The organism is Tepidisphaeraceae bacterium (assembly GCA_035998445.1).
Taxonomy (GTDB): Bacteria; Planctomycetota; Phycisphaerae; order Tepidisphaerales; family Tepidisphaeraceae; genus DASYHQ01.
Genome location: DASYHQ010000023.1, coordinates 72,376 through 98,973 on the forward strand (window position 1 = coordinate 72,376; position 26,598 = coordinate 98,973).

The following is a 26,598-nucleotide window of genomic DNA, read 5'->3' on the forward strand; positions in this document are numbered from 1 at the left end:
TAAGTTCCGGGCGAAACAGCTAAGTTGATGCAGGCGTTGAAGTTGAAAGATGTATTATCGGACATAGGTCGTGGACAACCTGTTCGGTTAACTGTCGCGCCATTTGAGCTCGCTTGGCACCTTGGCAATCGCGCGGGCGACGATGGGCTGGCGCATGTTGCCGATAGTCTCGTGGCGCATCATGCTGGCGTCGGAACTTCTCAACTTATCCACCCCTTACCCAGACGCCCTGTGCAAGCAGGTTGCCGACAGCGTGCCGGGATGAAAACGATGATCCATTCGACACCGGACTTGCCGCTTCAGTGGCAAGTATTTTTAGCGCCGAATCGTCCGTCCTTTGAACGATGACGAGGTACGTCCGTCGTCCCCCACCTTGTATCACATGATGCCCCTTCCCCTGCGTTATCTCTGGGCCTTCCCCACAACCGCGATCGGTTTGATGCTGACGATCATCGCGCTGGCCACCGGTGGCCGCGCGAAGCGGCACACGGGCGTGCTGGAAGTGCATGGCGGTTGCCTGACGTTTCTACTGCACCGTTGCACGATGCTGCCCTACGGCGCAGCCGCCATGACGCTGGGCCATGTCGTCCTGGCGCGGGACGAGGCCTGTCTGACCGCCACGCGGGTCCACGAGCGCGTCCACGTTCGCCAGGCCGAGCGGTGGGGGCCGTTGTTCATGCCGGCATACGCGATCGCATCCCTCGTTGCCAAATTGAGAGGTGGCGACGCCTACCGCGACAACGTGTTCGAGATGGAAGCCTTCGGCGATACCTGATCCGGCGTTGATCGTTATTGCGCAGTCCACCGCACGCCCGGTTACAACCCCGTCCATGATCGTCGATTGCCACGTCCACATGTCGGTCATGTCGCAAGCCAACGGGCTGATGTCCGATCGACTGTCCAAAAGCCTGCCGTTCCGGTTCATGGGATGGCGGCTGGGGCTCGACCCGGCGTCGCCCACGTTCGACGGCGACCTCGAAACGGTGCTCCTGCGGCAGATCGACGGCGCGCCCGAGCTGGACGCCGCGGTGATCCTCGCGTTCGACGCCGTGCACGATCACGACGGCAACATCGATTTGCCCAACACGCATTTGTACGCCAAAAACGACTTCGTGATGAACCTCACGAGCCGCCAGCCGAAGATGCTGTTCGGCGCTAGCATTCATCCGTACCGGCGCGACGCGGTCACCGAACTGGAGCGATGCGCCGCAGCGGGTTGCGTGCTGCTGAAGTGGTTGCCGATCGTGCAGAACTTCAACCCCGCCGACCCGAAGTGCGAGCCGTTCTACGAAGCGCTGGCGGCGTTGAAGGTGCCGCTGCTGTGCCACACGGGTGGCGAGCAGTCGCTGCCGAACCTGGATAAGAACGTTGCCGACCCGGCATTGCTGCTGCCGGCGCTGAAGCGGGGCGTCACGGTCATCATGGCCCACTGCGGCACGCGATCGACGCTGCGCGAGACGGATTATCTGCCCACCTTCACCCGCCTGGCCAAGGAATACGAACACTGCTACGGCGACACCGCTGCCCTAAGCCTGCCGACCCGCTCGTACGCCTACCGCGCCATCCTGAACGACCCGCAACTGCGCGAAAAGATCATCCACGGCAGCGACTGGCCCATCCTGCCCGTGCCGCCCCTGATGCAGATCGGCGTCGGTAAGTCCTTCCGCCTCTGGCGCGACCGCAACTGGATCCGCCGCGACATGGCGATCAAACGCGCGTTAGGCTTCGACGACGCCTACTGGCATCGCGCGGCGAAGGTGCTGCGATTGGCGGATTCGAAAAAGGATTAACCGCGAAGACGCGAAGGACGCGGAGAAAGAAGGAGAGACAAGCAATTACGTTTCTTCTCCCTCTGTCTCCGCGTCCTCCGCGTCTCCGCGGTTCGCATTTCTGATCATCGCCGATGTGTAAGCGCCGGCATGCCCATATCAGCGCGGATTTGGTTCGCGGCCGACCAAAGTTGCGGTTCCTCTTCCAACAGCTTCACCACACTGGTCGTGGAGACGCCAAGGTTGACCGCGACCGCGGTGGGGTTGCCGCCGGTGGCTTTCAGCAGGTCCAGCACCAGGCCGGCGACGGCGGCGTACAGCGGGTGGCGGTAGGAGATCTCGATGCGCGTCTGCCGTCGCACCTGAAGGAAATAGTCCGGCGGCTCGAAGGTCAGCAAATCGATCGCTTCGCGCAGCTCGATCGCCAGCTTCAACCGCAGCCGCCGAACTGCCCGCATCTTGTTCTCCAGCTGCGAGCGTGATTCGGTGGCCGTGCTGGCGATGCCGGTGGGCAAGTGCGTGAGGCGGATCGCGTTGCTCGTCTTATTCCGCTTCTGCCCGCCCGGCCCACTGCCGCGCGCGATGTCGAACCGACAGTCTTTCAACAGGACGTCGTCGGAGAGCAGACGGGTTGAGGCGGTCGATTCCACGGCAGATTGTAGCCCGCGATCGGTCGAGGAGAGTTGAACCGCCATGGACGCCAAGAGGAATTGTTGTCGTTCGTCATCCTGAGGTACTCCGAAGGATCTCCCCCTGTATTCGCTTCGTGAAGGAAGAGATCCTTCGGAGTACCTCAGGATGACGGCTTACTGCGTAGCGCTGGCTCTACTTTCTTCCTTGGGGTGCTTGGCGTCCTCGGCGGTTCAACCTCCTACTTCCGCAGTTTCGCCAGCGCCCGCATCACTGAAGCATCCGTCAGCTCCGCGGTAACCTCCGCGATTGGCACCCAGCGATACGCCGTCGCGTCCGACCCTGCGACGGCCGACAGATCGGTGGCGCGGAACAGGTAACGCACATCGAAATGCTCGTGCAGCGGCTCGGTCTTGCGTGCGGGAATAGGGTGGATATCCACATCGAAAACGCCTGATTTCTCGGCCGTTAATGAAGTTATCCCCACTTCCTCCACAACCTCTCGTGCGGCGGTGGCGGCCAGGTCGGCATCGGCCGGTTCCGCGTGCCCGCCCGGTTGCAGCCAGCGGTGCAGCTTCGAATGGTGGATCAGCAGCAGTGAATTGCCATCCGGCGACAGGATGAACGCGCTAGCGGTGAAGTGGCCGGGCTCAAAGTGCGACCGCGAGAATGGATCGCCAGGCACTTGCGCCAGTTCGATCATGCGCGATCGGTGCGACGCCTCGGCGTTGTCGTACGGGTGAAACGCGTTCAACGACTCGATCAGCAATGCGCGGCGGTCCATGCCGGGCGATCATGTCGACCGCGCGGGCGTTGTCCACCCCCCGAGACCGCAGATTGCCCCTTACGCGATTGTCCGCCGCCGCCCCACAATGCCGCGGGGCCAACTTTCAGGAAACAAATCGACATGACGACCGACACTGCCCCCGCCGAGCCGAAAGATGCTCACGAGAAGGAAGAAGCGAAGGAGCGCAGCTCGCCGAGCGGCAAGATCGTCTACCTGGCCATCGAGCGCGAGGCGAAGGAGGAACTGTCGCGGCCGTCGGTCGGGCTGTTCTGGTCGGGGCTGGCCGCGGGGCTGTCGATGGCGTTTTCCGTCATCGGTGAAGCGGTGCTGCGCGAGCACCTGCCCGAGGCCGCGTGGACGTCGCTGGTGGCCGAACTGGGGTACAGCATCGGGTTCCTGATCGTCATCCTGGGCCGGCAGCAGCTGTTTACCGAGAACACGCTGACGCCCGTGCTGCCGTTGCTGCGCAATCGTGACCGCGCGACGTTCATGAATGTGGCGCGGCTGTGGGCGACGGTGCTGATTGCCAACCTGCTCGGCGCGATGATCATCGCGCTGGTGCTGGTGAAGACGAACGCCCTGGCGCAACCGGTGGTCGAACGGCTGCTGCAGATTGGCCATTCGTCGATCTCGCACGGGTTCGGCACGGTATTGCTGCGCGGCATTTTCGCCGGCTGGCTGATCGCGCTGCTGGTCTGGATGATGCCGGCCGCCGAGGCGGCGCGGTTCTTCTTGATTATCGTGATTGCATGGATGGTGGGCATCGGCGAGTTCAGTCACGTGATCGCGGGCGCGGTCGACATCTTCGCGCTCGCCTGGGCCGGGGAAAAGTCGTGGGCGATCGCGTTTGGCGGCTTCGTGCTGCCGGCGCTCATCGGCAACATCATCGGGGGCGTGGCGCTGGTGGCGGGGCTGAACTATGCCCAGGTGTCGCCGGGCAGCGATCTGCGGTCGACGCGCTGACGGCCGGTTCGTGGTGGGGCGGGCGCGAACGGTCCACGTCGCGCGATATTGCGCGGCCACCTGCTATGCTACTGCGTTTCTTCGCTTGTCCGAGCGATGGCGCGCCGCTCGGCGGTCGCGCTGCCCGCGTGTCTGCCTTTGTCCCTGGAGCCGGCTCATGCATCGTGGAGTGATGTTTCAATACTTCGAGTGGAACTGTCCCGCCGACGGTTCCCTGTGGCGGCAGTTGGCCGAGCGGGCGCAGGAGATCAAGAACCTCGGCACCACCGCCGTCTGGATGCCGCCGGCGTACAAGTCGATGGATGGTGACCACGACACCGGCTACGCGCCCTACGACCTGTACGATTTGGGCGAGTTCGACCAGAAGGGGAGCGTGCGCACGAAGTACGGCACGAAGGACGAGTTCATCACCGCCGTGAAGGCCGTGAAGGACGCCGGCATGGTCGCTTATGCCGACATCGTGCTGAACCACCGCATGGGCGGCGACGAGCTGGAAGACGTGGTGGTCGAGGAGGTCGCCTGTCACGATCGCAACCAGACGGTCGGCGGCACGCGCACGATCCGCACCTGGTCCAAGTTCACCTTCCCCGGCCGCGGCGACACGTACTCGCCGTTCAAGTGGGATCGCCAGCACTTCACCGCCTTCGGCGCCAACGCCGACGAGCCGCACGAGTCGGGGAAGATCTACCGCGTGACGGGCAAGAACTTCTCCGGCGAGGTCTGCTTCGAGAACGGCAACTTCGACTACCTGATGGGCAGCGACGTCGACTGCTATCATCCCGACGTGAAGGCCGAGCTGGACCGCTGGGCCGCGTGGCTTGTCGAAACGACCGGCGTCGATGGTTTCCGGCTGGACGCGGTGAAGCACATCCCCGCGCCGTTCTTCAAGGAATGGCTCTCGAACGTGCGCGCCCACTTCAGTGGCCGCGAGTTCTTCGCCGTCGGCGAATACTGGACCGGCAGCTTAACGGAGGTAGAAGGGTACCTGGCCGCGGTGGACGGCGCGATGCGCCTGTTCGACGTGCCGCTGCACTACAAGTTCCACGAGGCATCGCAGGCGGGCGCCAGTTTCGACATCTCGAAAATATTCGACGGCACGCTGGTGCAGGCCAACCCGCTGATGGCCGTCACGTTCGTCGACAACCACGACAGCCAACCGGGCCAGGCGCTGGAAAGCTGGATTGACGATTGGTTCAAGCCGATCGCCTACGCGCTGATCCTGCTGCGCAAGGACGGCTATCCCTGCGTCTTCTACGGCGACTACTTCGGCAGCAGCGGTGACCCCAACGGTAACCACCCGCTCACCAGCCACCGCAAGCTGATCGACGACATGCTGCAGGCCCGCGCCAAGCAGGCCTACGGCGAGCAGCACGACTACTTCGACCATCCTACCTGCATCGCCTGGGCTTGGACCGGCGACGCCGACCATCCCGGTGGCCTCGTCGTCGTCCTGAGCGTCGGCGACGCCGGCTCGAAGCACATCACCACGCCGTACCCCAAAACCACCTACCGCGACCTCACCGGCCGCGATCACGAACCCGTCACCACCGACGAGAACGGCGCCGCCGACTTCCGCAGCCCCCCCGGCGGCGTGAGCATCTGGTGCGCGTGCTGATCGCGGTGGGGAGGTGCCGTGCCGACGCGCAGTACTCTTCTGTAGGACAGGCATTCCTGCCTGTCTCTCAGGGCGTCCGCTTCTCCCCCCCCGTATTCTCTCTTCTGTGGCACAGGCAATCTTGAGCAACAACATACTTGACGCAAACGTCCGGTCCCCTCTCCCGCGTACTCGCCCCTGAGGGCTAGGGTGGGGGCCTTCCTGGCGACTCCGAACGGGTAGACACCCACCCTATCCCTCCCCCGGCGTACCGGGAGAGGGGACCAGACCGCAGGGGTGCGTCAAGTATGTGAATGCCCAATCTTGAGCAACAACATACTTGACACACACCGTGCCCGCGCGTTCCTCCGGTCCCCTCTCCCGGTACTCCGGGGGAGGGTTAGGGTGGGGGCGCGCGAGCGCCAACACGTTCCAGATCGTACGAGTGGCCCCCTCCCTAGCCCTCCCCCGCGAGTACGCGGGAGAGGGGACCAGACGGCATCCACGGCGATATTACGTCGCTCGTAACGATCTACTTCCCGCCCGCCTGCTCCTCTGCAAGCGCCCGCTGCTTCACCAGCACCTGTTCCGGCTGATCGACCGGCGCGACGCAGCTCGAGAACGCGGCCAGCAGTTCCTGGGCCTGTTCGAGCGAGTTATCGCTTGGCATCGTCTCGGCGATCTGCGCCGCCCGTGCCTGCAACTGCTGGAACTGCGACGGGCTGGCGACCGGGGGCCGGCGGTACTGTTGGGCGGCGGCGGGGAGGCGCGCGGTCTCCTTCTTCGTCCACTCGACGCGGCTCTTGAGCGTCGGGTGGTCGCTGGCCAGCTCGGGCGTGGTGTCATAGCCCAGGTCGATCATGCGTTGGAAGAAGTCGGCGAAGTGCTGCGGGTCCCAGCCGGCGCGTACGTAGAACTTGAAGCCGTACTCGTCGGCCTCGCGCTCGTCGGTGCGCGTAAAACCCTTGCCGATGAACTGGCCCGCCAGCAAACCCAGCCCCGCGCCGGCGGCGCCGTAGGTGGCGGCGCCCTTGGCCTCGTCCTGCGAGTATCCGATGGCCGCCCCCGCGGCGCCCGCGGCGGCGGCGCCACCGAGGATCGCGTACTGCCGGTTCATTCCCTGCTGCACGTGTCGCGCATAGACATGTGCGTACTCGTGCGCCACCACGGCCGCCAGCTCGTCCTCCGTCTTGCACTGGCGGAAGAGCGCGGTGTAGATGTACATGTGGTTACCGCCGGTCGTGAACGCGTTGAGCGTCTTGCTGTTGACGAAGTGGAAGCGCATGTCCTTCGAGAACATCCAGGCGTTGTCGCCACCCTTGCGGTGCGCGTCGGGCGCGTCGCCGTCGCCCATCTGCCGCGCCGCCTCGATCACGCGATCACCGACCGCCTGCAGGTAGTTGGCCAGCGCCGGATCCTCGACCACCGCTGGCTGCAATTGATTGTGAACGTTGGCGGCCTGGCTGATCACCTGGCGATCGGTGGCGCATCCCGTGGCCACAGACAATCCACAAATGATTAACATCGCGCGCAACGCGCGGTGAAAGTACGTGGTCATCGTCGTCCTCTCCTGTTCGAAACCGGACGACGCCGCGCGACGATCATTACATGTCGTTGCGCCGGCGTCACACTGGCGAATCTACATGACACAGGCAATCGTAGGAAGGCGCAGAACGAAGCGGCGTGCCACTCCCCTACTTCATCTAAGACACGTGCTCTAGCGGCACGTTGGCGGTCTGGAGAAGCTGCGCAAGCCGCGGAGTAAGACAGCAACTTCGCCGGGGTGCGCAGTGTGACGCTCGCGGAGTGCAGCAGTCCAGAATCAACGGTTTTCGTGGCGAAAATCGTGCTTTTATAGCGGGCTGGTGCGCTGAAAATGCTGCGCCTCCCACACGTTTCTGCGCTCATTGAAGTGGCCAATGTGGCAGCGCGAATTTTTTTCCGCGCGCGGTCGTTTGTCACCTAGCGTTTCGAACGTTCGGTAATACAGCACGTTTAGGCGCGCACGCTTCCTTACGACAGTCTGGCTGCCACGCGTGTCGCAGCGACATGCGTGATGAACGTCACCCTCATCGTCCGATGCAGGGTTCACGAGGCACGGTTGGCGACGCGGGAACGGTCCCGCACCCAGCGCGACCTCTGGCGATCGAAGGAGATCGTCGCACGAGGAAAGTGGAGAAACGGAAAATGACTTATTGCCAGACCAATCACAGCCTGACCGAGACCGCCGATCGGTTTGAACAGGAACAGATGTTTGAGGAGGACGTGCGAGCCGTCCTGACGATGCTTCGCCCCAACCGCCGCGAGCGGTTGATGGGGTGGCAGGAGCATCGCACGGGTGGCGCGCACTTCCGGGCGACCGTCTCCTGGTCACCGGAGTTCGCCGACGAGTCCGTCGACGAGCGCTTCACGGTGCCGCGGATGGTGGACGTGCTGGAGGCGGTGCTGATCGGCTCGGTGCGATCGGAGCTCGAGCTGCCGTTGCACGAGGAGTTCGATTTATATCGCGGCGTGGTGCGCGAGCTGTACAAGCGCGTGAACGACACGCAGTCGTGTTACGAGTGAGGTTATGAAGCACTGGCCACTGAAGTGGCCAGCGCGGCGCAACTGCTCGAACGTCCTCTCGTGAGTCCCGTCGTCCAACCGATAGTAGGAAGAGATGAAACGCGTGACACCCGTGATCGCCAAGACGTCGTCCAGCCGAACGAACCGCCTGCGCGCCAAGCGGCGCACGAAGGCGGACCGCGCCGCGGTCGCATCGCTGGTGGAGCTGCTCAAGCGTGGCGCCGACGTCCGCCAGCGCAAGGCCCGCCGCACGCGTGCCGCCATTAAGGTGCGCTCGTACGAGAACGACCTGAAGCTGGAGGTCGCGATCGAGCGGTTGATCGACGATTTGTACCTCATGCCCCTGGCGCCAGATGACCTGTCGGTTGCGTCGTTGATTTGATGTAAGGACAGGTGCCGATCCTCCCCCCGTTTAGCCGCGGGCTTGCCCGGGCGTGTTCTACGATTGAATCGCGGGCAAGCCCGTGGCTAAACGGGGGAGGACGCGCACCGGTCGACGGATAACCGATCCGATCGACCCAAAGGCGTAGGGTTTTACGACTTTTTAGCCCGAATTCCCCGAAAGCGAACAAAGTCATAGACTTAGGCGTACGATACTGTATAGTGTCCGTCGACAACTGACCCGCCTCGATCCACACGACTCCCTGCCATACGCAGCCCGTTTGATCAGCCCAGTTGTAGCGCATTGGTTGGCTTTTCTCGGCAGGTTGCCGTGGCCCTCTTGGTGCGCAGTCCTCACCAAGTAGGAATTGCCATGCAGTTTGCCGATCTTCGGCTCGCCGAGCCGATTCTCCGTTCCCTCGTTTCCGAAAATTACCTGACCGCCACGCCTGTTCAGGCTGGTGCCATTCCCCCGGCGCTCGAAGGCCGTGACGTGCTGGGCTGTGCCCAGACCGGCACGGGCAAGACGGCCGCGTTCGCGCTGCCGACGTTGCACCGCCTGTCGACCACCCCGCGGGCCAACCCGGCTTCGAAGGGGGCCCGTTGCCTCGTGCTCTCGCCCACGCGTGAGCTCGCGACGCAGATCGCCGACGGCTTCCGTGCTTACGGAAAGAACCTTCAGCTGCGCCACACCGTGATCTTCGGTGGCGTCGGCCAGTACCCGCAGGTGGACGCGCTGCGTCGCGGCGTCGACATCATCGTCGCCACGCCGGGGCGTCTCATGGACCTGATGAACCAGGGCTATGTCGATTTGCGCTCGATCGAAGTCTTCGTCCTGGATGAGGCCGATCGCATGCTGGACATGGGCTTTATCGCCGACATCCGCCGCATCGTGGCCAAGCTGCCGCAGAACAAGCAGACGTTGCTGTTCAGCGCGACCATGCCGACCGAGATCCGCCGCCTGGCCGATTCCTTAATGAAGGACCCGGCCACGGTTCAGATCGCCCCGGTCGCCCACACGGTCGATTTGATCGAGCAGTCGGTCTATCACGTGGATAAGAAGAACAAGCCGCAGCTGCTGGCCCACCTGGTCAACGAGCTGCCGATGAGCCGGGCAATCGTGTTCACCCGCACGAAGCACGGGGCCGACCGCGTGGTGACCCACCTGAACAAGGCGGGCATCAAGGCCGAAGCGATCCACGGCAACAAGAGCCAGAACGCGCGTCAGCGGGCGCTGGCGGGCTTCAAGGTCGGCAAGACGCCGGTCCTGGTCGCCACCGACATCGCCAGCCGTGGCATCGATGTGGACGACGTATCGCACGTGGTGAATTACGATTTGACGCACGAGCCCGAGACGTACGTGCACCGCATCGGCCGAACCGGCCGTAACGGTGCCAAGGGCGCCGCCGTCAGCTTCTGCGACGCCGAAGAGCGTTCGAACCTTCGCGGGATTGAACGGCTGATCCGCAAGCAGATTCCCGTGAAGAACGATCACCCGACCTACACCGCCGTGGTGCAGGTGCAGCATGAACGCAGCGAGCGCGACGAGCGCCCAGAGCGTTCGGACCGCGACCGTGGTGGTGACCGTGGTCACCGCTCGTTCGGCGGTAGCGATCGCCGGCAGGCGTCGTCGCGCGAGGGTGAGGGGAACGGCTTCGGTGGCAACCGGTCGCAACCGGCCGCCCCGCGTAACCATGCTCCGATCCCCCAGCGGCCGCCGCACAGCCATGCTCCGCGGAACGTGGCTACGCCCAAGTTTACCAGCGGTCGCCCCGCGGCCGGTGGTGGCGCCGGTGCCCAACGCACGGGTCAGCAGAAGCGCTTCGGCGCCGCTGCGGGTCCTAAGCGTTCGGGTGGCTTTGCGAAACGTGCCGCACGTTAAGCTACAACGCCGTATCTGACATCATTTTAGTAGACGCCCCGTGCCACTCGCACGGGGCGTTCTTGTTTGTCGCTCGCGGTTTCCTGACCAGAGGTTCCTCGGTTACAGCAGATCGTGGTCCGCGAAACCGCAAGCGAGCAACGGAATGAACTTGTCTCTCATTATAACCGATGTAATAATGACCAGAGGAGTCTAACCATGGCTATTACCGTCAAACTCACCACCGTCGGCAACTCGACCGGAATCGTCCTGCCGAAGGAACTGCTGGAAAAGCTCCGCGTGCAGAAGGGCGACACGCTGCACGTTCTGGAGACCCCCAACGGCATCGAACTGACCAGTTTCGACCCTGAGTTCGCCCGTCAGATGGACGTGGCGGAAAAGGTGATGCGGCGGCGGCGGAACCTTCTCAAGAAACTGGCGGAGTAGGCCATGGACGACCCAATCTGGATCAGTCAGGAATTGGCTTTGGCCATTCACAAGAGACAGCTCGCCGAGCATGGTGGGCTGGACGGTGTGCGCGACCTGGGCCTGCTGCAGTCCGCCATCGCGCGGCCGCGCCACCTGTTCGCTTACAACGACCCGACGCCCGAGCTACCTGCGCTGGCTGCGTCGTATGCGTTTGGCATTGCGCGCAACCACCCGTTCATCGACGGCAACAAGCGCACGGCCGCGGTCGTGTGCGAAACGTTCTTGGAGTTGAACGGGTTGCAGATCGAGGCAACGGACTTGGAGATGTATCCCGTCTTCCTCGACCTGGCCGCCGGTACCGTAAGTGAGGAACAACTGACCGCTTGGCTCGTCGCTCATGTGCGCCGCACGGACGTGGAGTAACCCTACATAGCGGTGGGCTTGCCCACCGTCTTCCGTCGCGCATTATGAATCTGTGGTTCGGACGGTTTCCCCCCGGCAAGCCGGGGGCAAAGTGAAGAAGCTTCAGTCCAACGACCGTCCGAACCTTTCACGCGTCGTGAAACTTCAATCGTCTCGTTTCTTCCGCCCGAAGAACACCCTAAAGTAAGTCGCATGGCCAAGCTGTCGTTCAACATCGATCCGGTCATTGAGGGCAAGGCCCGCTTAACCGACGCGCAAGCGCTGGAGCTGCACCACAACGCGTCGCTGCACGATTTGGGCCAATGGGCCCATGCGACCGCGCTTCGGATGCATCCGGAGGATTACCGCACGTACGTGATTGACCGGAACATCAACTACACGAACGTCTGCACTGCCAAGTGCACGTTCTGCGCGTTCCGCCGCGACCACGACGACAGCGATGCCTACACACTCTCGTTCGACACCATCGGCGAGAAGATCAAAGAACTAGTCGCGATCAACGGCACGCAGATCCTCATGCAAGGCGGCATGAACGACCGCCTGCCGATCGAGTGGTACGAGGAGTTGCTGCGCTACATCAAGACGAACTTCCCGACCGTTCACATTCACGCGTTCAGCCCGCCGGAGTTTGTGGAGTTCGAACGGTTCTTCGGCCTGGACGTGCGCGACATCATCCGCCGCTTCAAGGCCGCGGGACTCGCGACGATTCCGGGTGGCGGCGGTGAGATCTTCAATCCGCGCGTCCGGCGGCGCATCGGCATTGGCAAGTGCTCTGGTGACGACTGGCTGCGCGTGATGCGCGTGGCACACGAGGAAGGCCTGAACACCAGCGCCACGATGCTCATCGGCCACATCGAGTTCGCCCGCGAGCGCGTCGAGCACATGGCCGCGCTGCGCGACATGCAGGACTACGCGCTATATAGCCGTCGGCTTGCCGGTGGTCTTCGTGGCGTTCCAAAGCAAGACCACCGGCAAGCCGGCGGCTATGTGCAGGTGATCGATGCCATCCGACAGCGCTGGCCCGGCGTGTTCGCATCATCACAACTGACCCCGGAGAACGGACGACTGGCCAACGCCGGCTCCTACACCGCCTTCATCCACTGGCCGTTCCAGCGCGAGAACACCCCGCTCGGCCGCGCGAAGGAATGGACCGAGGCAGCCTACGGTCCGTTCGACGAAAGCACGAACGACGACGTCCTGCGCGGCCGCGTCGTGCGCATGGCCGGGGCGGACGAATACCTGCGCACGCTGGCGATCGCCCGGCTGTACCTCGACAACTTCCCGTCGCTGCAAAGCAGTTGGGTAACGATGGGCCCGAAGATCGGGCAGCTGGCGCTCTTCTTCGGCGCCAACGACATGGGCAGCGTAATGATGGAGGAAAACGTCGTCAGCGCCGCCGGCACGACCTACCGCCTGGAGGCGCGCGAGATCTGCCGTCTCATCCGCGACGCCGGCTGGGTGCCCGCCCAGCGCGACCAGTACTACCACGTGCTGGCCCGCCACGATGGGCCGGATTCCCCCGACCTCCAACCACGGCCAGACGTGCCGACGCGCAACGTGCGCAAGATCGACAACCAGTTCATCGGCGCCGCGCCGGGGCTGGACGACGGCGCCGATCGCAGCGTGAAGCTTCAGCTGCCGATTCTGGGTGAAGCGGCGCGATAACGCGTCGGGTCCGGTCCCTCTCCCATGTACTCATGGGAGAGGCTAGGTGAGGGTGATTTCGAACTGCTGATGACTCTCGTAAGAACAAAATCACCCTCACCTAGCCTCTCCCGGAGTACCGGGAGAGGGACCGGAAGAGCCTCGTCCGGCTGAACAACACGTTCCAAGGAAGACCAAGGGGGTCGCAGTCGCAGAGCGGACGTGCGGCGGCTCCTCGTCCGCGTCTATTCCATCATCGCCCACCCGAATATTTTCCCCGCGCACGTCGCCAAACACGGGGCATAATGAGTGAATCGACGGCGCGCGACCACGCCGCCCGCAACCTGCCCGACTCCTCGATCCAACGAAGGAGGCGACCGACAACCCACCACAATCGCACGGCGACGCCGTGGCACCGGAACGTGATTCTCCGTCAACGCGGTCTGCACCCTTGCCCCCACACCCCTGGAGGTTGACATGAGTCGCTCGCTGTACGCCCACCCGGTCTTTCGTCTCATCATCGATCACAATCCGTTCTTCCTGCTGAGCGCCGTCAGCATGCTGGTCGCGTGCCGTCTGTTGCTGGACGCGATGGCGCTGCTGCCGGGCGAGTTCGGCAAGCTGCTGATGCTGATCGCGACGCTGAACGTGTACGAGCTGCTGCTGATCGGCCTGGCGATGCTGCTGCTGTCGCGGCCGGCGTGCTTTCGGGACGTGCGCATCCTGCTGATCCTTGAGGCGCTGTTCCTCGTCGACGTGACGTTCCTCAACAGCGAGCTGTACTCGGCCAATTTAACGGCCGGCATCGCGACCAACGTCGCGCTGTTTGGGCTGGCGGCGCTGAAGGTCGGCGCGGTGCGGCGAATCGCCAACCTTGGTGATGGTCGCACGATCGCGTTCATCCTCGGCACGATCGCGCTGTTGCTGTTCATTCCGGGCGTGCTGGCGCATTGGGAGAAGGCCCAGGATGGCGCGATCACCGCGCGCACGCTGTATGGGTTCTGGTGGCTCGCCGGCGCGATCCCGGTCGCCGGGGCGTTCCTGCTGCCGCACGGTATTGCGCGGGGCGGTGACCCGTGGGACGTCGCGGTGCGGCTGGCGTTCGTCGGGCTTCCGTTCGTTTCGGTGATGGCGCACCTTTGCGGCGCCAGCTGGGTCTACGACACCGGCTTTACGGTCGCGAACATTGCCCCGGTGCTGCTGGGCGTGGCGGTCGCCGCGCCGCGCGTGCTGGGCCTCTCTTATGCTGAACCGGCGCGACTGCTGCTGCCGGTGCTGGCGATCATCTTGTCAGCGGCCACGATCAAATCAGGGGCGGGTGGCTGGATCGACCTGAACCGATTCTCGCCACTGCACTTTGCGACGGTGTCGGCCGGGCTGGTCTACCTGTGGCATGCCTGGGAATTTCGCCGGCCGGTCTTGGCGGCGATGGTGTGCGGCGCAGCGACCCTCTACCTGCTGAAGCGTCTGCCGCGCGACGTCTGGCGGGCGCTGGAGCAGTTTGTGCTCGACGTGATCAACGTTGCCGCCGGGCTATTGCCGCGCACCGCGATGCAGTGGGGCCTCGTGACGCTCTTCGGCGCATTCGCGCTGCTGGGGGTCGGTTTGGCCGTCAGCTTGAAAAAGCCACCAATGCAGCCGCAACCGGTGCCGGAAAAATAGGCGTTTTGCAGGGTCATTGGCACCTTGAGAATCGTGGGCGTCAGCCGATAAGAAGGCAGGACGCAGGCTGAAACCGATCTCAACCGAACTTCTTGCCCGTAAAAGAGATGGGCGCAGGTGCCGATGTGCTGGAAAGGTGGGGAAGGGTGGCTTGTCATCCCCCGCGCAACGGTTTAGAATTTGGGCATACTGCTCGCTGACACTGGTCGGCGGGCGCGGGTCGCCCGTGCGGATGGGTCCTGACCCGTAAGGTGTTGTGACTAACGCTGCCGGTGGACCGCTCGCAAGCGCCCAAGAGGCTTGGCGAGCGGATCGGCAGTGACGAGATCGTGGTTTACCGCGGAGTTCTCCCGTGCAGGTCCTTGTCTTCATCCTCACCCTGGCCGCCGTTGTTGCGGTGTTTCGAGTGATCGTGACGGCTTGGCCCGACGTTGCCCGCCGACTTGCGCAACTGCCCACCCTTGGGCTCCAGCGACTGCAAGTTTTCGCGAACACGCCCGTTGCACAGTCAAGGCCGCTGACCGTTCTGGCCAGCATTCGACCTTGTCGAGCTCCGCCCACACTCCGGCTACGGCCAGTCCGTCTCGATCGTTTTAGCGATTTACGCTGAAGCGGTCCGAGGTCGATGCTGCGCCGACCGAGCCGTCGTCACCCCACCTTTCCCCGATCCGCAAGAGACGTAACGTGCTGCGCGCAATGGCCATATGGGCCGCGCGCGAGCCCGATGGGGAATTGACATCATGGAATGGTTCATCGGTGGTTTGATCGGCGCGGTTCTTGGCGCCGGAGCGTTATTCGGGTTCCTGGTTTTCACGGCCAACAACATCGTCCGCCGGGCGAAGGAAGAATCGCAGCGCCTGAAGGACGCCGCCGTCCGCGAGGGTGAGACGCGTGCAAAGGAGACCGAACTCACCGCCCGTCAGGACGCGCTGAAGCGCAAGGAACAGTCGGAAAAGGAACTGGAGTCGGAACGCAACGAGCTGAAGGCCCTGGAACAACGGCTGACCAAGCGCGAGGACACGCTGGATCGCAAGCTCGATACGCTGTCGATGAAGGAGCGCAACCTCACCGATCTGGAAGGTCGCCTCGCCGGCCGCGAGAAGGTGCTGGTTCAGAAGGAGACCGACCTGACGACCGTGCTGAAAGAGCAGCGGGACCGGCTGTTGCAGATGACCGGCATGTCCCCCGAGCAGGCCCGCGAGATGCTGCTGCGGCGCATCGAGGACGAGTGCAAGCAGGAGGCCGGCGAGATCATCCAGAAGGCCACCGAGCACGCGCAGGAAGAGGCCAAGGAAAAGAGCCGGCAGATCATCATCCAAGCCATCCAGCGCTACGCCGCCGAGCAGACCAGCGACCACACGGTGAGCACGGTCGTCATTCCGTCCGACGACATGAAGGGCCGCGTGATCGGCCGCGAAGGGCGCAACATCCGCTCGTTCGAGAAGGCGACCGGCGTCGACGTGATCATCGACGACACGCCGGGCCTGGTGGTCGTCAGCTGCTTCGATCCCGTCCGTCGTGAGGTGGCGCGCATCAGCCTTGAAAAGCTGGTGCAGGATGGCCGCATTCACCCGGCCCGCATCGAGGAGATCGTCGCCAGCACCAACAAGGAGATGGACGACGAGCTGATCCGCATCGGCAAGGAAGCGGTGCAGGAAGCGAATTTGCCGAACATCGCCAAACCGATCATTCCCATGCTGGGCCGGCTGGGCTACCGCACGAGCTATGGGCAGAACGTGCTGAAGCATAGCCTCGAAGTGGCCTACCTCGCGCAGGTGATGGCCAGCGAGCTGGGCCTTGACGGCGTGCTCGCCCGCCGATGCGGGTTGCTGCACGACATTGGTAAAGCGATGGACCATGAAACCGAAGGCGGTCACCCGCAGATCGGCATGGAGTTTTTGCGCAAGTTCAACGAGAGCGAGGCCGTGCTGAACGCGACGATCGGCCACCACGGCGACGTGCCGGCGACCACGCCGTACACCCCGATCATCATGGCCGCCGACGCCATCAGCGCCAGCCGCCCGGGCGCGCGGCGCGAGTCGCTCGAGCGCTACATCAAGCGCCTGCAGGACCTGGAAGGCATTGCGCTCGAGTTCGAGGGCGTCCGGCAGGCCTACGCCATTCAGGCCGGCCGCGAGGTGCGCGTGATCGTCGACGCCAAGCTGGTCGACGACCGCGTGAGCGCCAAGCTCGCCCGCGACATCGCCAAGAAGATCGAGAGCGAGATGCAGTACCCCGGCGAGATCAAGGTCACGCTGATCCGCGAGCTGCGCAGCGTGGAGTACGCTCGGTGAGGCGCTAGCTACCAACGCATCCAAACATCTAAAGCGGGACAGGCAATCGCGTCTGTCCCGCTCTTTTTTGCTAAGGGAAAGCGTAGGCCAACCGCTCCGTCAGTGGCCCGTTCGTTGCTCTGCCATTGGATGGAGGCAACGCATGGTGCGCACGAAGAGCGGTGTGGATGAGATTCGTAGGATCGCCCGTGAAAAGTTTGGATTCGAATCGCTGCGACACGGGCAGGAAGACGTGATCAAGCTTGTTCTAGAAGGGCGGGACGTGCTGTCGATCATGCCGACCGGGTCGGGGAAGAGCGCCGTCTACCAGATCGCCGGGCTGTTGATCGATGGGCCGACGGTGGTCATCTCGCCGTTGATTGCGCTGCAGAAGGACCAAGTCGAGTCGATCGAAGAAAAGGACGTCGCCGAGGCGGCGGTCGTCAATTCCACCGTGCGCGTCGGCGAGCGCCGCGAGGCATTTGCGATGCTTCGCGAGGGGGAACTGGAATACCTCTTCCTGGCCCCCGAACAGCTGGCCAATCCCGACACCATGGCGCATCTGAAGGCCAACCCGCCATCGCTGTTGGTGGTGGACGAGGCGCACTGCGTGAGCGAATGGGGGCACGACTTCCGTCCTGAGTATGGCCGCATCGGCAAGTTGATCGAGGCGCTCGATCGGCGGCCGGTCATCCTCGCCTTAACCGCGACGGCGGCGCCGAACGTGCGCGAGCAGATCCTCGACCGGCTCGACATGCGCGACGCTCGCACGATCGTCTGGGGTTTTGATCGGCCGAATATTCATCTGTCCGTCGAGCATTGTCCGGATCTGGAGACGAAGCGGCGCATCGTTGCCGACCGCGTGAAGGACCTGCCCAAGCCGGGCCTCGTGTACGTCGGCACGCACGCGCACGCCGAGGAGATCGCCGAGGACCTGCGCAAGGAGAACATCGCTGTCGACGCGTACCACGGCGGACTGAAGAAGGCCGAGCGCGAGGCCGTGCAGGACCGCTACATGAACCGCGGCAGCCAGGTGATCGTCGCCACCAACGCGTTCGGCATGGGCGTGGACAAGGCTGACGTGCGTTTCGTGGTGCACTACGACGTGCCGGAATCGATCGACAGCTACTTCCAGGAGATCGGCCGCGCCGGTCGCGATGGTGAACCGGCGACGGCGATCCTGCTCTATCGCCCGGAAGACATCGGCAGCCGCAAGGGACAGACGGCCGGTGGGAAGCTTTCTGAAGACCAGGCGCAGCAGGTCGCCGACGCGATCGCCGCCAACGGAAAGAAGCCGATCGACCTCGAGCAACTGCACGAGCAGACCGACGTGCCCGCCTCCAAGGTGGAGGCGGCGGTGCACCGGTTGGAAGAGTTAGGCGTGGTAGCGATCGACGAGGACGGCGACGTCGCTGCCGCGGCGTCGAAAAAGAAACTCGAAGCCGCCGGTGAACAGGCTGCCGCGGCGCATGAAGCGCACCGACAGTATCGCCTGGGTCGCCTGGAGATCATGAAGGACTACGCCGAGACCGGCGAGTGCCGACGGCAGTACCTGCTGCGCTACTTCGGTGAAAACCTGCCCGAGCCGTGCGGCCACTGCGACAACTGCGAGGAAGGCGTGGTCGCCGAGCACCAACGACAGGCGGCGACGCACCCGTTCGGCATCAAGTCGCGCGTGCTGCACAAGAAGTGGGGCGAGGGCACCGTGATGCGCTACGAGGACGACAAGATCGTCATCCTGTTCGACAAAGAAGGCTACAAGAGCGTCGTCACGCAGTTTGTCATTGATAACGACCTGCTGAAGTCGCAGGGATGAACAGTCGCTGCCTGATGCCTGGTCGTCGGAGCGCCAAATGCACGCGTCGCCCAAAGATGCGAACTGCACGGCTGCTGCAGCCCCTAATGGCCCGCGGTTTGCGAGCTGTACCGCGGACATTTAACGGAGGTTCGAATGAACGAATTACGTACACTTCCCGAACGTGCCGGCGCAATCGGAATTGCTTTCCTCGTTTGGCTTTTCGGCGGTGGCTTGGGTCTGGCGCTTATCGTCTTCCTGGTCTTGAAGATGCTGTAGCACCGGCGAACGCAGCAAAGGCCAAGATCATTCTCCGCCCTCTCCCGAATCATCGAGGGGAGGGCCGCTGCTTTGGCATCCCCTCAACTGGCCCTGGCGAATTAACGCGACTTCGTGCAAGCAGGCTCTGCCGCATGGTAGGCTGTCGCGTGCATGGAGCCATCCGCAGCCGATCGAACTTGGGCCGACGCGTTGCGCCGTCGCCCGGCGGTGTTGGTGGCGGTCGCGCTCATGGCCGGCATCGCATGCCATGCAAGGCTGCCGCACCAGCCGTTGTTGTGGATCACGGCAACTCTCCTGTTCCTCGCGACAAGTTGGCGATGGGTGCGACAGCCCACGGCCGCTGCGCTGTTGCTCGCAGCGGTGTTTTCTGCCGGCGCGGCGCTCGCGCAGTTCCGCGCGTTCTACTGGACCATCTCTGACATCGCACTCTACACGTCGGAACAGCAGCGGCTGGCGCAATTGGAGCTGCGCATCATCGACCCGCCACGCATTCTCGTCGGCCCGCCGACCGCCATGCGGCCCATTCCACCGAAGCAGGTAACGCGGGCGCAGGTGCTTCGCGTGAAGACGTGGGACGGCTGGCGCGATACCACCGGCGGCGCGCTCGTGCAGATCGAGGAACCGCACCCGCGCCTGCACGTCGGCCAGACCGTCCGCGTGCTGGGCCGCCTGCAACGCCCAGCGCCGGCGGCCAATCCGGGGCAGTTCGATTGGGCCGACTACTACCGCCAGCAGCGCATCCTTACCTCCATCACCATCCCACGCGCCAGCAACATCGCGATTATCGATGAAGGATCGCCCTCGCTGCTCGACCGGTTGCGCGCCAGCGTGCGCGAACTGCTGGCCGCCGGTTTCACGCCGTCGCAGTCGATCGACCACGCGCTGCTGCGCGCGTTGCTCGTGGGCGACCCCGATCCGGAACTGCGTGACATCCAAGACCAATTCAAACGCACCGGCACCAGCCATCACCTGTCGATCAGCGGCCTGCACGTCGCCGTGCTCGGCGGGTTCGTCTTCCTGATCTGTCGGCTCGCGCGACTGCGCCCGCGCACGACGGCGACGGTCACGCTCGCGTTTGTCGTGCTCTACGGCATCGTCGCGCTGCCGTCGCCACCGGTGGTGCGGTCGGTGCTGCTGTGCGCGATGTTCGCCGCCGGCCTGCTCAGCGGGCGCAGCGTGGATGCGGTGCAGCTGCTGTCGATCACCGCGATCGTCATGCTGATCTATCATCCCTTGGACCTGTTCACGCCCGGCTTTCAACTCAGCTTCGGCACCGTGCTGGGACTGTTCCTGCTGACGCCGGCGTTCACGAAGCTGATGCAGAGCTTTCGCGACCGCGACCTGATGCTGGCGCCCAAGCAACCTGGCCGCATAGCAGCGGCAGGGCGGTGGGCCGACAGCCAGATGTTCGCGGCCATCGTGACGGGCATCGTCGCGTGGCTGGTCAGCATGCCGCTGATCGCGTGGCACTTCGGGCAAGTCAACCCATGGGCGATCGTTGGCAGCATCGCGCTGGCGCTGCCGGTCTTCGCGGCGCTCATCTGCGGCTTGTTGAAGGTCGTGTTGACGATCGCCTGGCCCGGCGCCGCTGAAGTGTGGGCCACAATCGCGGCGTGGCCGATCGCGCTGATGCGCCAGATGCTGACGTGGCTCGATGCGATGCCCGGTGCCAGTGTGCCGCTTCCCGCACCGCCGCCGTATTTGCTGGCGTTGTGTTACACGTTGCTGCTGGCGTCGGTCTTCCTGCGGGCGCGATCCGGACTGCGATGGACGCTGATTACGCTGGCGATCGTCTCGTACCTCGCCATCCTCGCGCTGCCCGTGCGGCAGGCGGTGATGCAGCGCGTCGCAGCGGGCGACGACCTGCGCGTTACGCTGCTCTACGTGGGCGCCGGCCAATGTGCTGTCATTGAACCGCCCGGCGGGCGCACGATGGTGGTGGATGCAGGTAGTACCTCGCTATCCGATTTGTGGCGCAAGTGCCTCGGCCCGTTCCTGCACGCGGCCGGCAAGACGTCGCTCGACACCGTCCTCATCACCCACGGCGACGCCGACCATACCAGCGCGGTCGCGGACGTCGTCAGCGTGTACGGTGTGCGCGAGGTGCTGGCCGGGGCGTATCTTGCGCCCAACGCCGTTGGAGATTCCGCGGCCGAGGGGGTGCTGGCGTCGTTGGATGATCTGGACCGCCCGCCGCGCATCGTGTCGCCGGGCGATGTGTTGCCGCTCGGGCGGCAGACGCGCGTCGAGATCCTCTGGCCGCGCGAGGGCATGGCATTACAGGACAACGACAGCGGCGTTGTAATGAAGCTGTCGCACGCCGGCCGGACGATCCTGTTCCCCGCCGACATCGAGGACGCCGCGATGGCGGAACTGCTGAAGCAGCCGGCGTCGCTGAAGGCCGACGTGCTGATCGCCGCCCATCATGGCAGCAGCGAGAAACTGACGGCCGCGTTCGTGACGGCGGTCGACCCGAGCGCGATCCTCAGCAGTAACGACCGCACGCTGACGCACAAGCAAAGAACGTTCGAAACGCTCATCGGTGATCGGCCGCTGTACCGCACGCACCACTGCGGCGCGATCACGGTAACGATCGGCGGCGACGGTTCGCTGCGCGTCGAGCCGTTTCAACAGACCGGCGCCGCGCCACCAGCGCTCACGCTGCCGGCGATTCGATAGGCAGGTCCGACCGTGGCATGGGCGTCTCGCCCTTGCATGTGGACTGAATGAGCGAGTGAATTAGTGGCCGCCCGCTTCCATCGCGCAGCAGCAACTAATTCAATCTCTCGTCTTCATCACGAGCATGGGCGAGACGCCCATGCCACGGCCGGAACGGCCGTCCCTCTACTCAGCCCTCACCTCTGGCCTGCCCCAGATCCGTCGCGCCGCGGAGACGAGGACGATCGCGGTGCAGGTGAGCATGATGACGATCAGCGTCGTCTGCAGCGCGCTGTTGAACAGGATCGTCCCATTTCGGGTGCCGGCGGCCTTGGACATTTGCGTCATGAATCCGTTCACCTGCGCGTGGCCCAGCACGAAGGCGGCCGTGGTGGTGGTCGTCAGCACGAGCAGCATCGGGCAGATCGTTACCCAGAGGTAGCGGCGCTTGCCGATGTTGGCCAGATAAGCGCTGAGGATCGCCAGCGCGATGACGGCCAGCATCTGGTTGGCCACGCCAAACATGCCCCAGATGGTGGCGAAGTTGTCGCTGCCGAGGAAGTAGGCCCAGCCGCAGACCATTAGCGCCGTGGCGATCACGGCGCTGGGCCACCAGTCGGTCTGGCCGAACTTCGGGTGGATCAGTTTCCCGCCGATCTCCTGAATCAGGAACCGGCCGACGCGCGTGCCGGTGTCGATCGTGGTCAGGATGAACAGGGCCTCGAACATGATCGCGAAGTGGTACCAGTACTTCCAAAGCCCCTCGACGAACGCCTGGCTGCCGCCCGCGACCTTCTGGGCGATGCCGTCGAAAATGTGGGCCATGCCGACCGCCAGCGTGACCGCGCCACCCGTGCGGCCGCGCAGCGCTTCCTGGGTGCGCTCTTCATAGACGTTGAGGTGGTCGACGTCGGCGCCGATCTCGACGAACCGGTCGTGGTACTGCGGCACCATGCCCAGGTCGGTGTTCATCGCGTAATAGTCGCCCACCGGCAGCGTGGCGGCGGCGATCATCGCGACCACGCCGACCGTGCCTTCGATCAGCATCGCGCCGTAACCGATCGGGCGGGCGTGGCTCTCCTGCTTGATCATCTTCGGCGTGGTGCCGCTGCTCACCAGCGCGTGGAAGCCGCTGATCGCGCCGCACATGATCGTGATGAACAGGAACGGGAAGATCGCCCCCTTCACGGTTGGGCCGCCGTTGAAGAACATCGTGTTGAACGCCGGCGCTTTCAGTTCGGGGTTGGCGATGAAGACGCCGAGGATGAGCGCGATGATCGTGCCGACCTTCAGGAAACTGGAAAGATAATCGCGCGGGCAGAGCAGCACCCACACCGGCAGCACGCTGGCGACGAAGCCGTAGCCGGCCATCGCCCAGGTCACCTGTGTATCGGTCCAATTGAACCACGGCGCAATCGGCGAGTTAGCGACGTACCCGCCCGCGACCGTCGCCACGAGCGTGAGGATCGCCCCGATGATCGACGCCTCGATCACGCGGCCCTTGCGAATGCGATAGGTGTACAGGCCGACGAAGAGCGCGATTGGGATGGTCGCGGCGATCGTGAAGGTGCCCCAGGAGGAGCCGGGGACGAGACGGACGGCGCTCGTGGGCAGGTCGTACTGCGTGACCGTCGGTGTCGCGGCTTCCTGAAGTGGTTCGCTGGGAAAAGCGCTTTCTGGCAACCTGGGAAGCAGGCTGTGCTCGCCTGCGATTTTCAATGTGAACGCTTCCGAAATCGGCATTTCCTGGCGTTGCCCGCCGGACATCCAAGTGAGTTTTGAATTGGGCGGAACCTGATGCAGCGTGTGGTTCTCGACGCTTTGTGAGATCGTCATCCCTTGAGGCATTACGAGGCTCGACCCCGCCGGGTATCGCACCTCTTCCCCACCCAGCGCCTTCACCACCACCTTCCCCAAGCCCGCCAGCGCGATCACAAGGATAAACAGGATCGCGATCGTCGCCGCCGTTCCCGCGGCGGGGCCGACGTCGCTGAGGGCGATCTGGGCGAGACTACGGCCACCCCGCCGCATGCTGGCGGCCAGGGCAATGAAGTCCTGCACTGCGCCGGCGAGGCAGACGCCAATCACGATCCAGAGCAACCCCGGCATGTACCCGAACTGCGCCGCCAGCACGGGCCCGATGAGTGGCCCCGCGCCACTGATGGCCGCGAAGTGGTGACCGAACAGCACCCACTTGGGCGTGGGGTGGTAGTTCTGCCCATCCTCGAACTGGTAAGCGGGGGTCTGCCGGCTGTCGTCGAGCCCCACGACCTTGAAGGCAAGGAAATTGCTGTAGTAGCGGTACGCGATCGCCATCACACAAAGGATGCCGAGCAGCAGGGGCATGGCGTGCATGAACAATGGTCTCCGAAAATCGTGGCCGACTGTATGGGTCGGGGAGTGTAGCAGAATTCGGTGGGACCGCAGCGGCGGGGCCGTCTCTCTTCTGTAGGACAGGCATTCCTGCCTGTCTCTCCCCCCGTCTTATCTCCCCCCGTATTCTCTCCTGTGGCACAGGCATTCTTGCCTGTGTCTCTTCTATCTTTGCTTTCGGATTGGGACAGGCATTCTCCTCCGGACCTATGCACTTGAGAAACTGGCCCGCTGCCGAGCCGTCATCCTGAGGTACTCCGAAGGATCTCCCCCCGTATTAGGTCGCAAAGAGATCCTTCGGAGTACCTCAGGATGCCGATTGCTTCGTCAAGTGCATAAGTCCGTTCTCGTCTGTCTCTCTCTGCACTTCTCCCCATGGATTGACGAGTCGCGAAGGCGCGAAGCCGGACGCGAAGAAATGCAAAGGGCGTTGCGCCGGTTCCCCCTCAATCGCGCAGCGCGGGCGTAGAAATGGATAGCGTCTCTTTGATAACTGAATAGGACAACGCGCGGGTCAGCGCGACCGTCATCGCAACCACTCGATGGTGCAAAATGGTGCACAATGGTGCACGGATTCGTGTTTTGCCTACCCAGACCGCCGTCGGTACATCAGCTTGCAGAGTCTCCATCGCGATTCCTTCGTGTCTTCGCGCCTTCGCGTCTCTGCTCTGCCGATGGAAGCGCAACGGTGGCGCGAAGCGAGGCAGGCAAGACGGTCTGTCCTCCTGAAAGGGAATACGGGGGGAGAGCGGGGGGAGAGACAGGCAGGAATGCCTGTCCTACAGAAGACGCTTCGGGCGCGGAAACGAGCATCGTCGCATCTTCGGGATTAACCAATCGCTCACATATCCCACATCGTGCATTCATGCGCCGCGACCATAACCCTTGCCACTGATTAGTTCAGACCGCTTGAAGATCAACCGGCGTGACCCGTGAGTCGCGCGAACCAGTGGCCAACCATCGCGCCACGCAACTGAGGAGCCTCTATGTCTCACCGCACCCGCTGGCAGATGCCGGCGTTCGTCGCGGGCACGCTCGTGTGTGGCGCCGCCACCGTCGCCCACGCCGAACAACCGTCGCAGCAGGAAATGCAGCAGCAGATCCAGTCGCTGCAACAGCAGATCGACCAACTGAAGAAGCAGCAGCAGGCCGCCCCGGCCACCACCCCCGCGCCGTCGACGCTCGACAGCGTCATGCGCGACGCCGACATGCGCAGCACCCCCACGCTGCAGGCCAGCGCGACCGACTTCACCGCCGGCTACAAGAGCGGCAAGTTCATCATCCAGTCGGCCGACGGGAACTTCTCGATCAACCCGAACTTCCAGTTGAAGGTCCGCAACGTCACGAACATCCGTGACACCGGTGGCGAGGACATCGTCGAGAACGGCTTCGAGATGCGCCGCGTTAAGTTCGGCTTTGCCGGCAACGCCTTCTCGAAGGACCTGACCTACGAGTTCCTCTGGGAAACCTCGCGCAGCACCGGTGGTGTGGCGCTGCAGGATGCCTGGGCCCGCTATCGTTTTGCCCCAAGCTGGCTCGTGCGCGTCGGGCAGTTCAAGGACCCGCTCGGCAAGGAACAGACCGGCAGCAGCAAGCGCCTGATGGCGGCCGAGCGGTCGCTGTTGAACGAGCTGTTGATCGGTGGCGACAACTACGTGCAGGGCGCCACGCTGATCTACGCCCCGAAGGAAAGCAAGTTCAAGGGCGAGTTCGGCGTGACCGACGGCACGCAGTCGGCCAACACCAACTTCCGCGACACCAACGCCGCCGGCGCAGTCGCCGACACCCGTCCCGACTGGGGCGTCGCCGGTCGCGGCGAGCACCAGCTGATCGGTAAGGACTTCAAGGGCTACGACGACTTCAGCGCCATGCTGCAGACCGACACGCTGCTCGTGGTGGGCGCCGGTGTGGACTTCACGCAAAACGGCGATTCCGACCTGCTGACCTATACTGCTGACGTGCAGTTCGAGACCAGCAAGGGCCTGGGCCTGTTCGGCGCCGTCATCGGTCGCTCGGCGACCGAGGTGAACGCCGCCGGCGCCAGCGCCGACGACATCGGATTCCTCGTGCAGGCCAGCCAGATGCTGGGCACCACCTGGGCCAAGGCCGAGTGGGAAGGGTTCGTCCGCTACGACGTGACGCTCCTGGACGACGTCCGCGTCGCCGCCCCGTTCGAAGACGAGGTGCACGAGTTCACCGTCGGCGTGAACGGCTACTTCCATGGCCACGCGTCGAAGGTCACGCTCGACTTCACCTACCTGCCGAACGGCTCGCCGGTGAACGTGGATGGCGCCGGCATCCTGCAGAGCGACGACGACCAGTTCATGATCCGCGCTCAGTACCAGCTGCTGATCTAGTCGACGGTCGTACGAAGCGATCGGCATCTGGTCGATCGGCTTCACATTGCGAACGCGAACGGCACCCGTCGAAGGACGGGTGCCGTTCTTTTGCGAAGACAGCTGTCCTGATGTGCGATCCGCTCCAACAAGCGCGGTGCATGTCAGTCATC

At 63.9% G+C, this 26,598-nt stretch carries 21 protein-coding genes; 16 read left to right on the top strand and 5 right to left on the bottom strand.

The genetic code is table 11. The features are described 5' to 3' along the window. The first annotated feature begins 382 nt into the window (after positions 1-382). Positions 383-775, top strand: coding sequence for a hypothetical protein (locus VGN72_10480; GenBank protein ID HEV7299781.1), 393 nt, complete (start codon positions 383-385; stop codon positions 773-775). Positions 776-830: 55 nt separating this feature from the next. Beyond that, positions 831-1,790, top strand: coding sequence for an amidohydrolase family protein (locus tag VGN72_10485; protein ID HEV7299782.1), 960 nt, complete (start codon positions 831-833; stop codon positions 1,788-1,790). Positions 1,791-1,894: 104 nt separating this feature from the next. Here VGN72_10485 and VGN72_10490 read toward each other — a convergent pair whose 3' ends face one another. Beyond that, a complete protein-coding gene (locus tag VGN72_10490) occupies positions 1,895-2,464 on the bottom strand; it encodes a peptide chain release factor-like protein (GenBank protein HEV7299783.1) in 570 nt (189 codons plus the stop codon). A gap of 176 nt (positions 2,465-2,640) precedes the next feature. After that, positions 2,641-3,183 carry an NUDIX domain-containing protein gene (locus VGN72_10495; protein HEV7299784.1) on the bottom strand — a complete coding sequence of 181 codons (543 nt, stop codon included), beginning with the start codon at positions 3,181-3,183 and terminating at the stop codon, positions 2,641-2,643. 123 nt (positions 3,184-3,306) lie between these two features. Between VGN72_10495 and VGN72_10500 the strand changes: the two genes are divergently transcribed. Both VGN72_10500 and VGN72_10505 read left to right on the top strand, forming a co-directional pair. Continuing rightward, positions 3,307-4,149 (top strand): formate/nitrite transporter family protein, encoded by an 843-nt coding sequence (locus VGN72_10500; protein ID HEV7299785.1) that lies wholly within the window; start codon positions 3,307-3,309, stop codon positions 4,147-4,149. A gap of 157 nt (positions 4,150-4,306) precedes the next feature. Beyond that, positions 4,307-5,764, top strand: a complete 1,458-nt coding sequence (locus tag VGN72_10505; protein ID HEV7299786.1) for an alpha-amylase — start codon at positions 4,307-4,309, stop codon at positions 5,762-5,764. 511 nt (positions 5,765-6,275) lie between these two features. Here the strand turns inward: VGN72_10505 and VGN72_10510 are convergent. Further along, positions 6,276-7,301 carry a M48 family metallopeptidase gene (locus tag VGN72_10510; protein HEV7299787.1) on the bottom strand — a complete coding sequence of 342 codons (1,026 nt, stop codon included), beginning with the start codon at positions 7,299-7,301 and terminating at the stop codon, positions 6,276-6,278. 629 nt (positions 7,302-7,930) lie between these two features. On the opposite strand from VGN72_10510, the gene VGN72_10515 reads away from it, so the two are divergent. The 11 genes from VGN72_10515 (at position 7,931) to VGN72_10565 (ending at position 21,737) form a co-directional block, all read left to right on the top strand. After that, the gene (locus VGN72_10515) at positions 7,931-8,308 is read left to right on the top strand and encodes a hypothetical protein (protein ID HEV7299788.1); all 378 of its coding nucleotides are present in this window, start codon (positions 7,931-7,933) and stop codon (positions 8,306-8,308) included. Between the two features lie 94 nt (positions 8,309-8,402). Continuing rightward, positions 8,403-8,690, top strand: coding sequence for a hypothetical protein (locus tag VGN72_10520; GenBank protein ID HEV7299789.1), 288 nt, complete (start codon positions 8,403-8,405; stop codon positions 8,688-8,690). Between the two features lie 372 nt (positions 8,691-9,062). Beyond that, positions 9,063-10,571 (top strand): DEAD/DEAH box helicase, encoded by a 1,509-nt coding sequence (locus tag VGN72_10525; GenBank protein HEV7299790.1) that lies wholly within the window; start codon positions 9,063-9,065, stop codon positions 10,569-10,571. Positions 10,572-10,769: 198 nt separating this feature from the next. Further along, positions 10,770-10,997, top strand: a complete 228-nt coding sequence (locus VGN72_10530; protein ID HEV7299791.1) for an AbrB/MazE/SpoVT family DNA-binding domain-containing protein — start codon at positions 10,770-10,772, stop codon at positions 10,995-10,997. 3 nt (positions 10,998-11,000) lie between these two features. Continuing rightward, positions 11,001-11,402 (top strand): type II toxin-antitoxin system death-on-curing family toxin, encoded by a 402-nt coding sequence (locus VGN72_10535; GenBank protein HEV7299792.1) that lies wholly within the window; start codon positions 11,001-11,003, stop codon positions 11,400-11,402. A 192-nt stretch (positions 11,403-11,594) separates the two neighbouring features. Continuing rightward, positions 11,595-13,067: a radical SAM protein gene (locus VGN72_10540; GenBank protein HEV7299793.1), complete on the top strand. Its 1,473-nt coding sequence runs from the start codon at positions 11,595-11,597 to the stop codon at positions 13,065-13,067. Positions 13,068-13,523: 456 nt separating this feature from the next. Beyond that, the gene (locus VGN72_10545) at positions 13,524-14,708 is read left to right on the top strand and encodes a hypothetical protein (protein ID HEV7299794.1); all 1,185 of its coding nucleotides are present in this window, start codon (positions 13,524-13,526) and stop codon (positions 14,706-14,708) included. 740 nt (positions 14,709-15,448) lie between these two features. Beyond that, the gene (gene rny, locus VGN72_10550; protein HEV7299795.1) at positions 15,449-17,002 is read left to right on the top strand and encodes a ribonuclease Y; all 1,554 of its coding nucleotides are present in this window, start codon (positions 15,449-15,451) and stop codon (positions 17,000-17,002) included. A 142-nt stretch (positions 17,003-17,144) separates the two neighbouring features. Then, positions 17,145-18,797: an ATP-dependent DNA helicase RecQ gene (locus tag VGN72_10555; protein ID HEV7299796.1), complete on the top strand. Its 1,653-nt coding sequence runs from the start codon at positions 17,145-17,147 to the stop codon at positions 18,795-18,797. Positions 18,798-18,932: 135 nt separating this feature from the next. Further along, positions 18,933-19,055, top strand: coding sequence for a hypothetical protein (locus VGN72_10560; protein ID HEV7299797.1), 123 nt, complete (start codon positions 18,933-18,935; stop codon positions 19,053-19,055). Positions 19,056-19,208: 153 nt separating this feature from the next. Next, a complete protein-coding gene (locus VGN72_10565) occupies positions 19,209-21,737 on the top strand; it encodes a ComEC/Rec2 family competence protein (protein ID HEV7299798.1) in 2,529 nt (842 codons plus the stop codon). A 165-nt stretch (positions 21,738-21,902) separates the two neighbouring features. On the opposite strand, the gene VGN72_10570 is transcribed toward VGN72_10565, so the two are convergent. Both VGN72_10570 and VGN72_10575 read right to left on the bottom strand, forming a co-directional pair. Then, a complete protein-coding gene (locus tag VGN72_10570) occupies positions 21,903-24,071 on the bottom strand; it encodes a carbon starvation protein A (GenBank protein HEV7299799.1) in 2,169 nt (722 codons plus the stop codon). A 464-nt stretch (positions 24,072-24,535) separates the two neighbouring features. Next, entirely contained in the window at positions 24,536-24,718 is a 183-nt protein-coding gene (locus VGN72_10575) for a hypothetical protein (protein HEV7299800.1), read from the bottom strand. 357 nt (positions 24,719-25,075) lie between these two features. Between VGN72_10575 and VGN72_10580 the strand changes: the two genes are divergently transcribed. Beyond that, positions 25,076-26,446, top strand: coding sequence for a porin (locus tag VGN72_10580; protein ID HEV7299801.1), 1,371 nt, complete (start codon positions 25,076-25,078; stop codon positions 26,444-26,446). The last annotated feature ends 152 nt before the right edge of the window (positions 26,447-26,598 follow it).